The sequence below is a fragment of the Bacillus cereus group sp. Bc031 genome, from assembly GCF_027716265.1.
Classification (GTDB): domain Bacteria; phylum Bacillota; class Bacilli; order Bacillales; family Bacillaceae_G; genus Bacillus_A; species Bacillus_A paranthracis.
Window position 1 is genome coordinate 60,417 of sequence record NZ_JAQFUL010000002.1, and the last position, 17,241, is coordinate 77,657.

Genomic DNA, 17,241 nt, shown 5'->3' on the forward strand with positions numbered 1-17,241 from the left:
GCACATATGAAAAAGAAGTGGTCTCCCACTTCTTCCTAATTATCGCTGTAAAATTGCGTGTTTCGCTTCTTTTAACTGCGTAAGATGTCTTTGTTCATGCAAATCAAGAAATTGAACCCACTGATATAAATTCAGATCATTAAAAACAGGATGCTTTAACCCATTTTCAAATAGGTCTTTTTCATCTATAACGCTATGAAGCGCATGTAATAGTTCTTGTCGTGAATGTTCTAGTAATTGGATTCCTTGCTGTTTTTTCATTAGCGTTTCTGTTGGTTTCATTTGCTGAGGAGCGTCTCGTTTATGTGTGCGATCCAGCGTAAGTTGGAGGTCTTTAAATGGAGTCGTGTTTCTTTCATTTTTTTGTAAGGCATATACAAGGGCAGACGTGACAGATTGTTCAACTAAATGCAAGTGATGCAAAATTTGAATAATACTCCATTTATCACGACGTGGCTTTACATTCACTTCTGTATCATTTAACATTTCAATTTCTGACAATAGCGTGCTTCGGGTAGACTGTAATGAGTTCACTAAACTTTCTAAACTCACATCCATATTAGATTGAAGCATACTTCTTCCCCCCCCTTTTGTTGGTGAAAAGAGGCGCTCCTTATTAGAAACACCTCTTTAGTATTCTGAATTTTCTTTTATTATCTCATCATTTTCTCATTATGTCGATGTTAAACATGTGAAAAAAAGCGCATGTTTTTTACAATTTTGTGTCGTCAATTGCTTGTAGCCATGCTTCAATTTCTGTAATAACACTTTTCACACAGCCTTCAGTAAATGGTGATGTTAAATTGGCAACTTCTACTAATTCCAAGAATGATTTACTTCCACCTTGTTGGCACAGATTCACATAATCTTCCCACGCCTCTTGTCTATTATCTCTTGCACGTTTCCAAAATTGCAGTGCACAAATTTGTGCTAACGTGTAGTCAATATAGTAGAACGGCGAGCTATAAATATGTCCTTGACGTTGCCAGAATCCACCGCGCTCTAAATAATCATTATCTTCATAATCACGATGCGGTAAATACTTTTTCTCTATATTACGCCATGCTGTCTTACGATCTTCTGGTGATGCTTCAGGGTTTTCATATACATAATGTTGATATTCATCAACAGATACACCATACGGTAAAAACAGAAGTGCTGAACTTAAGTGAGAGAAGTAATATTTATCTGCATCTTCTTCAAAGAATAACTTCATCCATGGCCATGTGAAGAATTCCATACTCATAGAGTGAATTTCACACGCTTCATATGTTGGCCAATTATATTCTGGAATTTCAAATTTACGACTTTCGTATACTTGGAAAGCATGGCCTGCTTCATGTGTTAATACGTCAATATCACCAGACGTTCCGTTAAAATTCGAGAAGATAAACGGCGCTTTATAATTCTCAATATATGTACAATATCCACCGCCAGCTTTTCCTTTTTTCGCAACTAAATCTAATAAATCATTATCTAACATGAAATTGAAAAATTCATCTGTTTCAGCCGATAACTCTTTATACATCGTTTTTCCATGATTAACAATCCAATCCGCATCTCCTTTTGGAGTTGGGTTACCTGTAGGGAATTCAAAGTTTTCGTCGTAATATGCTAACTTCTCTACACCGATACGTGCTTGTTGACGTTTTCTTAATTCCGTTGTAACGGGAACGATATAATCTAGCACTTGCTGACGATAATTTGCTACCATTTCCGCATTATAATCTGTACGGTACATTCTTGCATATCCAAGTTCAACAAAGTTTTTGAAACCTAAAGATTTGGCGATTTTCGTTCTCACTTTAACAAGCTCGTCATAAATACGATCTAACTCTTCTTCATTCTCAGCTAAAAATCCGTAATACGCCTCACTTGCTGCTTTACGTTCACTTCTCTCTTTCCCTTGCATAAATGGAATAAGCTGTGATAAAGTTCTTTCTTCTCCTGCAAAATCAATTTTTGCAGATGCTAATAATTGTGTATATTGTGAAGACAATTTATTCTCTAATTGTAAATCCTTCACGACTTCATCAGAATATGTTTTTAAATCACACTCCGCAAGAGCAAATAATTGCTTCCCATAATACGCTTCTAATTCTTCACGGAATGGAGAATGAATTAACGCATTATAATACTTTGTACCATATCCTTGTACAACTGGAGAGAATTCATCAAAGAAATCTTGCTCTTTCTTATAAAAAGCATCTGTTGTATCAACAGAATGACGAATGTAACAAAGATTCCCCATTGTACCAAAATCGTTACGAATTTCGTTAATTGAATGAATGACTTGTTTTTGTTCCTCTACAGTTTTTGCGTTATCAAACCTCTCTAAAGCAGCTGTAAACTTCTCTTTTAATTCTTCAATATTTGGCCTTTTATATTCATAGTCTTTAAATGACATGAACGAGCCTCCTCTCCATTAAATGCATCCTTTACTATAATTCAATACTTACTTCCAAATCTCCTCTTATTCTTCAACAAAATACGGCATATACTGTCATCATTACATGTAAACAAAAAAGCTTTGGATTTCTTTATCCAAAGCTCCTTTGGAACATATTATTACTTTTCATACTTTCCAATCTTTTTTAATAAATCCAGTAATTCGTCCTTTTCCTCTTTCGTTAACATTTCAAAAGACTGATGAATAACTTGCTCATGCCCTGGAAAAATAGAAGAAATAAAGTTCTCTCCAGATTCAGTTAATTGTGCATAAATAACACGTCGGTCATTCGGGCATGGAATTCTCTTTACTAGTCCCTTTTTCTCTAACTTATCTACAACATATGTAATGCTGCCACTAGCTATTAAAATACGCTCACCAATTTGCTGAAGTGGTTGACCGCCTTTATGATATAGCAGTTCTAATACAGCAAACTCAGTTGGATTTAAACCGTTACTTTGTATAGACTTATTTGTCGTATCCATAACAGAACGATGTACACGAGATAATGCAATAAATACTTTTAAAGATTGAGAAATATCTTCTCGTTCATTATTTGATGTCATACAACTTTCAACCCTTCACTTAAATTCTCAATAATAAAAAGAACAAAATAGTACTTCATATAAATCCCGAATGAGTATTCACTCATTCATTATCTCTCCCCAAATATATTATGAATGATTCTTGAATAAAAACATGACAATTTTAACATAGTTTATATATAATGATAATAAAAAAGAAGGAGTACCAAATTTGAAATTCAAATTCCACAGCATAGTTTTATATATATTGCTTGTTATCCTACCAACAACAGGGATTGGTGCTACATTTTATTCATATCATTCGTATAAAATGAAACAAGAAAATAAACAAGTTGCCCATACGGTTCTCTTTTTATATAGAGACTATTTAGATCACCACCTTGGCGAAGCAATTTCTGCCCTAGAAATGCTCGCAAAGGTCGTAGGAACCGAGACTGGAAATATTAATGGGATGAAAGAAATTGTACATGATACAGATGGAAACGATGCACGTTTTTCTGGTCTATATTACGCTACACCAGAAGGTATCATTACAATCGCATCGGAAGGTGACCGACCACCTGTTGATGTCTCAGATCGTAAATATATTCAAAACGCCTTACAAACTAAGAAAACAACTGTATCATCCGTCATTACAGATCGTGTTCTTGGCCATCAAGCTATTATGATTGCTTCCCCCATTTTTAATAAACAGAAGGAGCTCTCAGGCTTATTGTTAGCAAGTTTACGCTTTGACTACATTTCATCATCTTTAAATGCCATTAAGCCACAATACCATTTTGAAGTAACTGATAAGTATGATGTAGTTTTTCTAACCGATGATAATAACGAAACAAGTGATGCACATTCTAATATGCTTACTACTCCACTCCAAAGATTAGATTGGAAGGTCTCTGTTTCTCCGTTACCTATTCATCAAAAAACTTTAAACCAGTGGGTTGCCGTAGAATGTATAGCTACTTTATTTTTAATGTCAATTTTATTTTTACTCGCTCAATATATGTTGTTAAAACGACAAACAAAACTAGAAAGACAACAAAATGAACTACAAAAAATTGAATTAGTTGGAACTTTTGCAGCCAGTACCGCCCACGAAATCCGTAATCCACTTACCGGAATTAAAGGGCTCGTCGCTCTATTAAAAGAGAAATATAAAGATGAACAAGATCAGTTCTATTTTTCCATCATCGAACAAGAAATAGAACGAATTAATGAAATTGTAAGTGAATTTCTTATTCTGGGAAAGCCAACTGCAATCATTGAACAAACATATGATGTGAGAACCATTCTAAATGAGGTAGCATTAATTATTCAATCTGAGGCGAATCTACATAATATTGTATTCCATTTACATTTGCCAGACCGTCCTGTTCATATCCGATGCTCGAAAGACCATATGAAACAAGTGGTTTTAAACATTACAAAAAATGCAATTGAAGCTATGACTTTTGGCGATACACTAACTATTTTCGTAACAAACAATGAAACACACGCACAATTGCAAATTATAGATACTGGAAAAGGGATTCCAAAACATATTCAAAAACACCTCTTTCATCCGTTCTTTACTAATAAAGATACTGGAACAGGTCTTGGACTTGTCATATGTAAACGAATTATAGAGATGTACAACGGGCATATTTTTATTAACAGTATAGAAAACGAAGGAACGACAGTTCATATCGAAATTCCGTTACACATAGTATAATTATCCTTATCCCTAAAGGGTAATTATACTTATTTCATAAAACCAGCCACAAGCATTCGCCAAAAATTACTTGATTTCCCTTCATACCCAATTTGAAAAATAGGTACCTTTATAATTGATAACCATTTTGGTGTTTGTTTTTCTTTATAACACTGGTACTGTAAAATAAGCTTGTCCAATTCTTGACTAACTTGAATCGTCTCCGTACTATTTAACCCACTCGTTAAACCTAATTGAATCATCTCTTCACGTTTCATATGAATATCACGTGAAAGCTTTTCTAATGTGTACTTCCTTTTTGCAGTAAACATTCATATCCCCCTTATTATACTTCCATGCTCTCTACTTCACTTCTCCATTGAACTTTTAACTGCTTATCATATTTGAATTTGAAGAATCAGAAAATTAAACATTTTCTCCCTGTAATTTACAAATCTTTACCCTCACTTTGAGAATTATTACAAATTATTCTATCTTTGTAAATACATTCGCAATAATAGACAATTTTTTTATCTCCTTTTTTTACAAACACCAATTAAATAGCGGATTCCCTATTTTCCATATACTTTTCTTCGACATTTTTTGTTTAATTTATATAAAAACGCAAACCATAATGGTGATTGATAATATAGAAAGGAAATAGTTATATGCGCAAATATACGATTGCATTGCTTATTTTGACTATGTTTTTACCAGCCTTCTTGTTTCCTATTGAGGCTAAGGCCCATACAAATAAAGTAGCTATTGTCATTGATGACTTCGGCAATAATATGAAAGGAACTGATAAAATGTTATCACTTCCTATTCCACTAACTGTTGCTGTTATGCCTTTTCTTCCTTCCACAAAGGAAGATGCGATAGCGGCTCATAAGAAAGGACACGAAGTTATTATACATATGCCAATGGAACCGATTAAAGGTAAAAAAGAATGGCTTGGACCAAAAGCAATTACAACTGATTTAAGCGACGAAGAAATAAATAATCGACTCGAACAAGCGATTCAAGAAGTACCACATGCAATTGGGATGAATAATCATATGGGATCAAAGGTGACTGCAGACGAAAGAATTGTACGACTTATACTCGCAGCTTGTAAAAAACACGGTTTATTTTATTTAGATAGCAAAACAAATCCTAAGAGTGTCGTCCCAAAAATCGGGAAAGAATTAGGAGTACCAATTATTGAAAATCAATTATTTTTTGATGACGTGTACACAGCGGCACATATTTCAAAACAAGCCCAATTACTCATTAAAAAACTTCAAGAAAAACCGATTATGGTAGCTATCGGACATGTTGGGCCTCCAGGTGAAATTACATCACGTGTTATAGAAACCTCTATTCCTAAAATTCGTGAACATGCAGATTTTATTTTTTTATCCGATTTAGCATTATCTCCGCCTCCTGTTTCAAAATAAGATTCATGACTCAAACTAAAAAAGAGAGCAATCTGCATATAGCAAATTGCTCCCTTTCCTTTTCATCTTAAATATAATCTACATGACTCACCCTGAATCCTTTTTTCTCTATTTTTTCGATTAATTGCTTTAATCTTTTTTCATTTAACTCATCTGTTATATTGACAATAACGCGGCGAATATATTGATCGCCGTTATCTAGCGTAAATAGTCCACCGATATGAAATGCTTTCAACAATGTCCCAAGTTCTTTAATCGTTCCCTTACAATCTTGTGTTGCAATTGTTAATATATAACCACCCGTCCGCATACCAAATGAATCCTCAATAACATCAAATATATTGGAATGAGTTAAGATGCCAACAAATTCATTATAATCATTTAATACAGCTAAAAACGGCAAACGACGAATAACATAAAATGCTCTGAAAAAAGAGTCCTTTTCAAAAATAAATGCAGTGGAATCTTCCAGCATATGTTCCGTACTTAATTCCTCTAATCCACCATTACACTTCTTTTCTAAAAGATCCACTTTATAAATAATCCCCATGAATTTCTTTTCATCTTCTGCTAATACAGGGATTGCTCGAAATCCCGTTTCATTCATAATTTGCAGAGCCTTCTTACCTGAATCGTTCATTTTGCAAAATGTTACTTGCTGTTTTGGCAGAAAATGATATTTAACTCGCAAAATATGTTCCTCCTTACATGTCAACATGTAATCTATATATAATAAGGAGACCTATATTTTATGAGTAAAATTATTTTTAAAACGCTTTCATTTACTCATTGACTTGTAACGACATCACAAACATTTCATATAACAGAGCTCTTTGCACCTTTTATCATTAACAATTTTACATGGTAGTTCATTAAATATTCTATACCCTCCAACCATTTTTTCGCGTATTCTGGAGTTTTTCCCCACACAATCATGCCATAATTATGAACGAGAACTACTCCTCCACCTTCAATAAAATTCGGCACATTATTCTCTAATAAATCTGCGAATTTTTTCTCATCTTCTACAATGGGAATTGTCATTTCTGTTATACCTTCTTTTCCAAAAACACGTTCCACGCTACGTTTATCGAATGTTACTTCCCCTTTTTCTCCATACAACTCTGATATTAAATGACTATCTACAGTCTGTACTTGTAAAATACATTCTGCACTACTTTTTTTATAAATATCTGCATGCATAAATGATTCCGCAGCTGGTTTTTCTTCATTTTCAAATACTGGTTCACACATACAGTTTACAACAATAAAATCTTCTTCTGAAAATAACCCTTTATCTCTTCCTTCAACGTTTACTAAAAAAGTTAACGGCTCTTTTGACGTACAAAGTGATAAGCTAATTTTTGTACCATAAAACCAATCACGAAGTGCTAGTTCAGATTTCACATCTTTTAATTCATTCCATTTCTTTAGAAAAAATAACATTTCGTCACCCCCGGCGTAATATTCATATAATGTTCGAATCCTTTCTATGTAAAAGGAGTATTTTTTTGATTATTCTAAAAATTTAATTGAATTATCACATGAGAACGCCTTTTTGTCAATATAGTTTCACGTCTCTTCTTTAAAAAGGGCTATTCATATGTCTATACTCATGTATATTGACTATTTCATTTTATACATAAAAAATACGTTATTCTTTTTCAATCAAAGAATAACGTATTTTCTCATCTTTTATTTCGTCATTGCGTTATATAAGAACTGTGCATATTGTTCACGTGTTACAAAATCATCACCTAAAAAGTTTCCTTTTCCATCACCTTTTGATATGTTATTGTCCGCTAACGCTTTCACATATTCTTCTGCCCAATGACCAGTTGGTACATCATTAAAGTTCACTTTATTATTTTCATCTTCTTTTAGCTGAAATACTTTATATAATACTACAGACATTTCGTATCGAGTTAATACTCCACCTGGACGAAACTCCCCAGTACCATCTCCTTGCATAATTCCAGCTTGCGCAACTGTAGCAATATCTTGCTCAAACATATGTCCCTTCGTATCTGTAAATCTCTCTTTCTGCTCTACTTTATGTTCTAATTTCAAATACCTTTGTACTAAAGACGCAACTTGTCCACGAGTAATACGATCCCCAAATCCAAATTGTCCATTTCCATATCCCTTAAAAATATTTTCTTTCGCTAAATAATGAATTGCTTCCTCTGACCAATGTCCTTTTGGTACATCTTTAAATTCTACTACTCCTACTTTTTCATCTTCTTTAGAATTATTGTCTTCTTTAGAAGTGTTATCTTCTTTACTTTCTACCACATTTTGAATCACAGATCCTGTGAAGAAGATTCCTGTATCCGCAAATGGATCTTTTACACCAAATTCATATACTTTCTCACCCGGTGTACTCCACTTAACTGCATCATTACTATACGTACCACCTTCGCTCTTTAAACGAACTTTTGTAGAGATTTTACCATCTTTCTCGTATATAGGTACTTTTACTTCTTTATTTACTTCTGTTTCCTCTAAAAATACTTTTTGATTTTGAACATTGATATAGGCTGTTTTACTTAGTTCTATAACTGGTCGAACATCACGAATTTCATTTGCAACAAAACTTAAGAATACTAACTTTTTCAAATTGCTAGCTGGTGTTAAGTCTGAAATATAATTCGCTTCTAAATCAAGCTTTTGTAAGTTTACTAGACTTGATAATGGAGTAATATCCTTTAACTCATTGTTAGGTAAGTGTAATTGTTTTAACTGGGTCATCTTACTTAGAGGAGTAACATCTTTTATTTCATTTTTCCCGATCCACAATTCTTCTAATTGCTTCATTTGCTCAATACCGGATAAATCTTTTACTTTATTACGTGTTAATACTAAGTCTTTTAAAGGTAATGAATATAACGGTTTAATATCTTCAATTTGATTACCTGCTAAAGTTAAATATGTTACATTTTTCAACGCGCTTAATGGTGCAACATTCGTAATTTTATTATTTGCTAAATTCAAGTAATCTAGTTGTTCCATTTTCGCTAATGCTGTTACATCTTCTATTTGGTTACCTGATAAATATAAACTTTTTACATTTTTCATTTCAATTAGTGGTGCAACGTTCGTAATTTTATTATTACTTAAATCAAGAGAATCTAAATTATCCATCTTAACAAGTGGTGTTACATCTGAAAATTCATTACCACGTAAAGCTAAATGTTTCAATTGTTTTAAGCTCGTAAAGAATGATGGATCTTTTATCTTCGCATTCGCAACTGTTAAAGATTTTAAATTTGGCATATATTTTAATGCACTATAATCCAGTATCTCATTCGTATTTAAAAACAAGTCCTTTACTTGTAATAACTCTTCTTTCGTGATTGGTGTATTTAAATCTTTTCTATTAAATACCTTTTTATTAACAAGCTCTCTTAATTTATTATCTGTTATCATATTTTGATTATCAACTGGATGATCCGTCTCCATATTGCCTGAATTAGAGTTATCATCTCGTTTCTCTGTTTCTTTGTCACCTACAGTTGGATCTTTAATTTCAAATTGAACTTGATATTTGTGATCATATCCAATAGCCGGAATAAGTATATGCATTTGCATATTGTGCTTCTTCTCAAACTCGCCAATTTCAAATTGAACTACTTTCGTTCCATTCTTCCTCTTATCTTCTGACAAAACTTTCACATCATGAAATACGCCAGGTTGGTTTTTATCCTCTATTCTAAGGTATTGAAAATAATCGCTATCTTGCATTGTTACAGTTACAATTTTTTTCCCATCCGCAATCGTTACTTTAGGACCTTTTATATATTGAGAAACCATAGATGGCTCGTCTTTTTGATCCTTATATATTTTAATCTCAGTATCGTATGTACGTTCACTAGCTGCCGCTACCGATTGGTTTGCTTCAATTTTTATTGCTGCTAACGCTGGAGTAGAGTATGCAGCAAATGGAATTGCTAATGTTGTCGCTACTACTAGCGCCTTCATATAATTTTTTTTCAAAATAATATCCCCTATCATATATAATCTTTATAATTGATAAACATTATCAATTACTCATAAATAAATGATAATGAATATCATTATCGATGTCAACGAGAATATTACATTAAATTTATATTTTTAAAGGCAAAAAATAAAAAAGCCCTTTATTCAAAGAGCTTTTTTACCTATCGTATGAAGAATTTCATTTTTCTCCTTCTCATTGATGACACCAATTTTTTGCAAAATATTTGCATACAATACAAGTTTATTATATATCCGTTCTGACATACTTCCCCTTCTTTCCTTCGACCAACTTTTTTTGTATTGGTAAATTATATGAAAGAGATGGAAAAATGTGTCCACTTTTTTTGCATAAATACAAATCTTTTATCCCGCTATTTGCAGGCAGTAAAACTCCCACCTCACAATCAGGTGGGAGTTCTACGTATTTAACAAATTGTCCATTGAATATTATGCCTTTTAACTTCCTCTTCAAAACTATAGGGCATTTTCTTATCACAAATTACATGTTGAATGCGCGAAAACGCTGCTATTCGGTAATTTCCTTTTACGCCTACCTTTGTATGATCACATAAAATATATGTTTTCTCTGCTAATTTCATCATCGCTTCTGACAGTTTCGCCTTTTCTAATTCAAAACTAGAAACTCCAAAACCAGGTAATAATCCATCAATCGAAACAAATGCTTTATGAAAATGAAATTGCTGGATAACTTGCTGCGAAATAGATCCTGATACGCGTGAATGTTTTGGAGATACTTTTCCACCAATAAATAAAACTTCACCGTGAAACATCTTTTTATTAATAGAAGAAATTAATTGTGTCGCTACTGGAAATGAACTTGTTACAATCGTTAAATTTTTGCGATGTACAAGATATGGTACCATTTGAAGTGGTGTACTTCCGTCATCAATCGCAATCACATCTCCATCTTCTACAAATGTTGCTGCTTTATACCCAATTCGCTTCTTCTCTTCTATATGTAGCATCTCTCGTTCTAACATTGGTGCCTCTATTCCAGCTCCCGGAAGTTGGACGGCTCCACCATACACTTTCTTCAACTTCTTTTCACGATCCAATTCTTCTAAATAACGACGAATCGTCTCTGTTGATACAGCAAACTCTCTCGCTAATTCTGAAACTTTTACCTTCCCTTTAAACTCTACCTTCTCAAGAATGGTTCGCTTTCTTTCTTCACCTACTACAGACATAACCTCACCCCATTGATTTCTACCTCATACACTGCCTTACTTATACAAAGTTATAACTTTCCTTTTCAACGAAAACTTCCTCGTGAATATGAATACCACGCTTTTTTAGTTCATCAAAAATAATTTGTGGTTTGGCAAAAGCTTCCTCGGGTGTCACAACACCAACTTTATTTACATTCCCATTTGCGATTAGCTCTGTAGCAATCCCAAATGGAATACCGACGTTTCTCGTATAAGCTCTTAATTTTTCCCATCCTACAACAGATCCATCAGATAACGGGTGTGTATGATATAATACACGTCTTTGTTTCTCATTATTTTTCATACCTATTACTTCTACATGAAGTGCATAACCGTAAATCTCTGTTTCTTGTCCTTCTTTCGATTGCAATAAATACTTCGCAATACAATCCATTATGCCGATTTCTTTTCCATTTATTTCAACTGGATCATTACGCAATATACCGTAATCATACAATGCACGTACGAGCTGCATATTTTGCTTTGGCCAAGTTCCTCTCGTCTCTATTAGTTTAACGCCTTTATTTTCTAATGCTTTTGCTAACGTAATCGTTTCAGAATGCGGTATGATATATTGCGTTGTCTTACCATAAGGCGCCGGTAATTCAATTTCTCTTGGACGCGCAAACGGAGGCACTTGCTTAAACTCACCATCTTCATACACTGTACGCGATGGCAAATGTGGATCATATTCATATGTCGTTGTTTCTGTAATGGATGCAGAAAAAGCAATAGGACGATACGAACCATGACTTACACGAACTGACTCTACAGTATGTAACTGATTTGCTGCATGCATCGCCATCATTTGCGTTACACCTGGCGTCATACCAAACCCAGGTAAACATGTTTTTCCGTTTTGAACAAATATAGAATGCGAATCATTTTCTTCACCAAATCCATTTAAATTTACACCGTGACAACCTGCTTCTGCAATACATCGAGTAGATAATCCATTTAACTTAATTGTTGTACCATCCATTACAATGTCATAGCCCTTCATTTTTACAACCGTATCCTCATGATTCGTTACATCTACTTTCACAAAATCAACGCGAGGATCGTTGAGCCATTCTACTACTTTAAGCCCCTCTTCTTCGTTAAAATCTGCTACTGTAATCGTCTCAAAAGATGAAAATTGCACTAAATCTAAAATTGCTTCACGACAAATTTTACCTGCTCCACCTAAGCAAAATACTTTCAACCTATAACAACTCCTTTAGCGATACTATCAACTAAGCGATGAATATCTGCCTCATGTACATCACCGATATTTCCAATGCGGAATGTATCTACTTTTGAAATTTTACCTGGATATATAACAAATCCATCACGCTTTAATTCATTGTATAATTGATCAAAATCAAACCATTCTTCTGGATAAATGAAAGATGTAATAATAGGCGATTGATATTTTTCATCTACTAGTGGCTTAAATCCGATTTCTCTCATTCGATTCACTAATAGTTTTTGATTGTTATCATATCGATTGTAACGTGCTTTTACTCCGCCCTCTTCTTCTAATTCAAGTAGTGCTTGATAAAAAGCGTGTACAACATGTGTAGGTGATGTAAAACGCCATTTTCCATTTTGATTTTCCATCGTTTCCCATTGATCGTATAAATCTAAAGATAATGAACGTGCCTGCCCTTTACATTTCAACAATTCATCGCGCTTTGCAATAACAAATCCGAACCCTGGAACCCCTTGAATACATTTATTCGCACTACTAATTAGAAAGTCAATTTGCAACTCAGCGATATCTATTTCAATACCACCAAAACTACTCAATGCATCAACTAGTGTTACTTTTCCGTATTGCTTCCCTAATTTACATACATCTACAATTGGATTGATAATACCTGTTGTTGTTTCACAATGAACAACTGCAATATGTGTAATCTCTTTATCTTGTTGTAATATCTTTTCTACTTCTACAATATTAGTAGGCTCCCACTCTTCTGTTTGACTGACCACCACATCTATATGTAACATCTCTGCCATTTGTACAATTCGCTTACCATACGCACCATTTGTACAAACAAGCAGCTTTCCGTTTTTTGGAATGAGAGAACCGATTACTGCTTCAACTGAAAACGTACCGCTTCCTTGCATTAATACTGTTGTATATCTCTCTTCTTCCTTCGTTGCTAACGATACAAGTTTAGCTCTTACCTGTTGCACCATCATGTTATATTCAACATCCCACGTACACCAATCGTATAGCATAACTTCTTTTACTGTTTTTGTTGTCGTTAATGGTCCTGGCGTTAATAATAAGTAGTGATTTTCAGTCATGATCCTATTCCCCTTTTATGAAATAATAAATTCTTGTTTCTCGATTTGTTCAATTACGTTTTCGAGTCCCTGCATCGTTTCAATTGTAAAATGAGCCCCGTTTTCAACGAAACGCTTTCGAACTACTTCCATTTTTTCACGAAGTTCTACCGGATCCATAGTTTCAGCTGCCCACTCGCTTAAGCCGAGCTCACTACTACCGAGAATTACACCCACAGTCCACATACCAGCATTTCTGCCCTCTTTCATATCTGACACTGTGTCCCCGACTTTTATCATATGATTCATCGGATACACACCAAGTTCCATCGCATTTTTATAACACATCCAAGGGTACGGACGGCCTGCTGAAACATCATCTGGCGTCACAAGAACATCAGGTTTATATCCTTGTATTTCTGCTTCTTTTGCAACGATGTCCATCATTTCTCTCGTATAACCAGTTGTTGAGCCAATTTTAAGGCCTCTTTTACGTAATAAAGCAACCACTTCTTTCACCCCATCAATTGGCGTGGCATAGTGTGGCAAAATAGTAAAGAGTATTTCTTCAAACTCTTCATACATCTCGTGAATGTCTGCTTCTGTTGGTAAATGTCCGAAAACACGCTCCCACTCATTCGCAATACGAGGCATTTCTGTTAGTGCCCTTACATGATCGATCTTTAATAATCCCATCGGTTTACGGGCTTCTTCATCTGTAATTTTAACACCACGTTTACGAAAAAATTTTATGAATACTTCCAGTGGTGCAAAACATCCGTAATCAACTGTCGTACCTGCCCAATCAAAAATAACTGCTTCTATTTTCATTCAATCCATCACCCTTCTCACTTATCTTTTTTGCCATTGTGACGTTCGGTTACGAAGTGCTTTCGTTCCCCATTCATATACAACTCTTACTACAATATTTGTAACAACAATAAGTACACTCATTGCAGCTGCTGGCGCTACATTTCCTGCATCATCCATATTTACGATTGATACGGCAGCTAGTTTAAAATCAGCTGCGTATAGAAATACAACCGCTGACACAGTTACCATCGAATTTACGAAATAGTACATCACCATTTCTAAAATTGCTGGTAAACACATTGGTACTGTTACTCTAAAGAATGTTTTATAAAACGGAATACCCATCGACTGCGAAACAAGCTCAAACTCTCGGTCCAATTTCTTTAAAGCAGTCGTTGCGGTAACGAATGTTACCGAATAAAAATGAATGATGTTTACTAGTACTAACACAGCGATTGTTCCATATAAAGAATGAAACGGATTCGTTACTGAAAGTCCAAGTATTTGAATCGTTGGTTGACTAAAGAAAAAGACGTATCCCAATCCAAGTACTAGACCTGGGATTGCTAAAGGTACGATTGAGAAAAAGTAGCCTGTTTTTCGGAAAAACTTTAGCTGATCTATTTTTTCAATCGCATATGCGAACATAAATGTTAAAATTGCCCCAATAACTGCTGTAACTGCTGAGACAATTACACTATTTTTAAATGCTTCAAGTCCATCACCTGTTAAACTCGAAAAATTAAAATGCTCAAATGTAAAACTCATATTATATGGCCATACTTTCACACTTGCCGCAATACCAACTGCCACAAATAAAAGAATAATCATAAGTGTAATCACACTACAATATATGAATGAGACTACATCTCTTTTCTTATTAGCAGTTATTCTATATGGCACCGCTTTTGAAGATAAGAAATTTGCCTGCTTTCTTTGCGTAATACGATCAACTGCAAACGCAAATATAGCCGGGATTAATAAAATCATTCCGACAGTTGCACCCATCGGCATATTTTGTTGCCCAATTACTTGTTTGTATACATCAGTAGCAAGTACATTATATTGCCCACCAACAATTTTTGGTGCGCCAAAATCAGTAAAACTAAGTGTAAACACAACGAACATCGCACTAATTAATCCGTACTTTACACTAGGTAAAGTAACAGTTAGAAATTGCTTTGTTTTACTCGCTCCTAACATATTAGAAGCTTCATATAAACGATAATCAGAGCCTTGGAAAGCAATTAGCAATATAAGAAAGGCTTGCGGAAATGTATACATGACTTCAGCCATTACAATTCCTACTGGTCCATATAAAGGGATTTGTATCCCTTCAAACAAGCCAAACATCCCTTTCGTTACTAATCCTTGATTACCAAATAAATATGTCAGTGCAATACCGTGCATCATCGTTGGTGCGAATAGCGGTAACAACGCGACATATTGAAATACACGCTTCCCAAACACATTCGTGCGAGCAATCGCATAGGCGTAAGCAAAAGCAAGTGTTACTGCAATAGTTGTTGTCACGCCCGAAACCCATACCGTATTTTGTAATGATTGAACTAATGTCGGTGTTGTGAAATATTTACTGAAATTCGCAACACCAATGAAAGCTCCATCTTTATCATAAAAAGCTTGTGTAAACAATTGTAATAGCGGCAATACTAGCATAATCAAAAAAGCAAGAATCATACCAATAATTAATAGTCTTTGTATCCACTCTTCTTTACCGATACGTCTCTTAATCTTTTTTTTCGTACTTTCTACCTTTAAGTCTTCTAACATCTCCATCTATACAACAACCTTCTTTCCATATGACAACATATGATTTTCTGAGAAAGAGATTTGAATCGGATTTCCTTTCCTAATAGCTGTTTTTTCTACTTCTGATGCCAATATATCTACAACGATTTTCTCATTATATAGATGTGTTTTTTCATCTATAACTCGCACTTCTGTCCGGTATACAGATCCACGAAATTCCATACTTTCCACAACCGTTTTAATACCATCATTTTGTACAATCGTTACATGTTCAGGACGAATTGCATGTTCTTCATTATTTTTCGAAAAGAAATTAATAGAACCAATAAAATCTGCTACAAACGGATTGGCTGGTCTTTGATAAATCTCCTCTGGTGTTCCAATCTGCATAATTTCCGCATGATTCATTACAACAATTTTATCAGCCATCGTTAATGCCTCTTCTTGATCATGCGTGACCATAATAGTTGTTACTCCTACTTTTTCTTGCAAATCACGCATTTCTCTACGTAACTTTTCACGTACTTTTGCATCTAAAGCAGATAACGGCTCATCGAGTAACAAAATATCCGGAGACAGAGCGAGCGCACGTGCAAGTGCTACTCGCTGCTGTTGTCCACCAGACATTTGAGCAGGATATTTATCTTTTACATTCAGTAAATCAACTAGTTCTAACGCCGATAGCGCCTTCTCTTTTACTTCTGCTTTTCCATACTTTTTCGTCTTTAAGCCGTATTCAATGTTTTCAAGTGCTGTTAAATTCGGAAATAATGCATATGATTGAAACACCATTCCGAAATTTCTCTTTCCAGGAGGTAATGCTGTAATATCTTTTCCATTCACAGCTATACTACCTGTTGTCGCCTCTTCTAGCCCTGCTAAAATTCGAAGCAATGTTGTTTTCCCACAGCCACTTGGGCCTAATAAACATACAAACTCATTTTTTTTCACAGTAAAAGAAATATCTTTTAACGCTGTAAATGCATCAAACTGTTTTTGAATGTGTTGAATTGATAAATATTCGCTCATT

At 34.4% G+C, this 17,241-nt stretch carries 15 protein-coding genes; 2 read left to right on the forward strand and 13 right to left on the reverse strand.

Features of this window, described 5'->3' with window-relative positions:
- Positions 1-39 precede the first annotated feature (39 nt).
- From PDQ33_RS01355 to PDQ33_RS01365, 3 genes are all read right to left on the reverse strand, one after another.
- A complete protein-coding gene (locus PDQ33_RS01355; RefSeq protein WP_270393172.1) occupies positions 40-573 on the reverse strand; it encodes a DinB family protein in 534 nt (177 codons plus the stop codon).
- Between the two features lie 139 nt (positions 574-712).
- Positions 713-2,407, reverse strand: coding sequence for a M3 family oligoendopeptidase (locus PDQ33_RS01360; protein WP_000008563.1), 1,695 nt, complete (start codon positions 2,405-2,407; stop codon positions 713-715).
- A 161-nt stretch (positions 2,408-2,568) separates the two neighbouring features.
- On the reverse strand, positions 2,569-3,015 hold the full coding sequence (locus PDQ33_RS01365; protein ID WP_000203341.1) for a MarR family winged helix-turn-helix transcriptional regulator: 447 nt from the start codon (positions 3,013-3,015) through the stop codon (positions 2,569-2,571).
- 190 nt (positions 3,016-3,205) lie between these two features.
- Between PDQ33_RS01365 and PDQ33_RS01370 the strand changes: the two genes are divergently transcribed.
- Complete coding sequence (locus tag PDQ33_RS01370) at positions 3,206-4,702, forward strand: DUF3149 domain-containing protein (protein WP_000669145.1); 1,497 nt, start codon at positions 3,206-3,208, stop codon at positions 4,700-4,702.
- A gap of 29 nt (positions 4,703-4,731) precedes the next feature.
- Here PDQ33_RS01370 and PDQ33_RS01375 read toward each other — a convergent pair whose 3' ends face one another.
- Positions 4,732-5,013, reverse strand: a complete 282-nt coding sequence (locus PDQ33_RS01375) for an aspartyl-phosphate phosphatase Spo0E family protein (protein ID WP_000493391.1) — start codon at positions 5,011-5,013, stop codon at positions 4,732-4,734.
- A 336-nt stretch (positions 5,014-5,349) separates the two neighbouring features.
- Here PDQ33_RS01375 and PDQ33_RS01380 point away from each other — a divergent pair, with 336 nt between their 5' ends.
- Complete coding sequence (locus PDQ33_RS01380) at positions 5,350-6,120, forward strand: divergent polysaccharide deacetylase family protein (RefSeq protein WP_001234121.1); 771 nt, start codon at positions 5,350-5,352, stop codon at positions 6,118-6,120.
- Positions 6,121-6,187: 67 nt separating this feature from the next.
- Here PDQ33_RS01380 and cbpA read toward each other — a convergent pair whose 3' ends face one another.
- The 9 genes from cbpA to PDQ33_RS01425 form a co-directional block, all read right to left on the reverse strand.
- Positions 6,188-6,811 (reverse strand): cyclic di-AMP binding protein CbpA, encoded by a 624-nt coding sequence (gene cbpA / locus PDQ33_RS01385; RefSeq protein WP_001264219.1) that lies wholly within the window; start codon positions 6,809-6,811, stop codon positions 6,188-6,190.
- Positions 6,812-6,936: 125 nt separating this feature from the next.
- Positions 6,937-7,566: a class II aldolase/adducin family protein gene (locus PDQ33_RS01390; RefSeq protein ID WP_000895995.1), complete on the reverse strand. Its 630-nt coding sequence runs from the start codon at positions 7,564-7,566 to the stop codon at positions 6,937-6,939.
- 249 nt (positions 7,567-7,815) lie between these two features.
- Complete coding sequence (locus PDQ33_RS01395; protein WP_076872811.1) at positions 7,816-10,134, reverse strand: NEAT domain-containing leucine-rich repeat protein; 2,319 nt, start codon at positions 10,132-10,134, stop codon at positions 7,816-7,818.
- A 413-nt stretch (positions 10,135-10,547) separates the two neighbouring features.
- Positions 10,548-11,330 (reverse strand): DeoR/GlpR family DNA-binding transcription regulator, encoded by a 783-nt coding sequence (locus PDQ33_RS01400; protein WP_000117662.1) that lies wholly within the window; start codon positions 11,328-11,330, stop codon positions 10,548-10,550.
- Positions 11,331-11,370: 40 nt separating this feature from the next.
- Positions 11,371-12,555 (reverse strand): saccharopine dehydrogenase family protein, encoded by a 1,185-nt coding sequence (locus PDQ33_RS01405; protein WP_270393183.1) that lies wholly within the window; start codon positions 12,553-12,555, stop codon positions 11,371-11,373.
- Positions 12,552-13,649, reverse strand: coding sequence for a 2-aminoethylphosphonate--pyruvate transaminase (gene phnW, locus PDQ33_RS01410; RefSeq protein WP_270754528.1), 1,098 nt, complete (start codon positions 13,647-13,649; stop codon positions 12,552-12,554). The genes PDQ33_RS01405 and phnW overlap by 4 nt, the downstream gene beginning before the upstream one ends.
- Positions 13,650-13,664: 15 nt before the next feature.
- Complete coding sequence (phnX, locus tag PDQ33_RS01415) at positions 13,665-14,459, reverse strand: phosphonoacetaldehyde hydrolase (protein ID WP_270754527.1); 795 nt, start codon at positions 14,457-14,459, stop codon at positions 13,665-13,667.
- 21 nt (positions 14,460-14,480) lie between these two features.
- On the reverse strand, positions 14,481-16,238 hold the full coding sequence (locus PDQ33_RS01420) for a putative 2-aminoethylphosphonate ABC transporter permease subunit (RefSeq protein ID WP_270754524.1): 1,758 nt from the start codon (positions 16,236-16,238) through the stop codon (positions 14,481-14,483).
- Positions 16,239-17,240, reverse strand: a complete 1,002-nt coding sequence (locus PDQ33_RS01425; protein WP_000006183.1) for a putative 2-aminoethylphosphonate ABC transporter ATP-binding protein — start codon at positions 17,238-17,240, stop codon at positions 16,239-16,241.
- Position 17,241 lies beyond the last annotated feature (1 nt).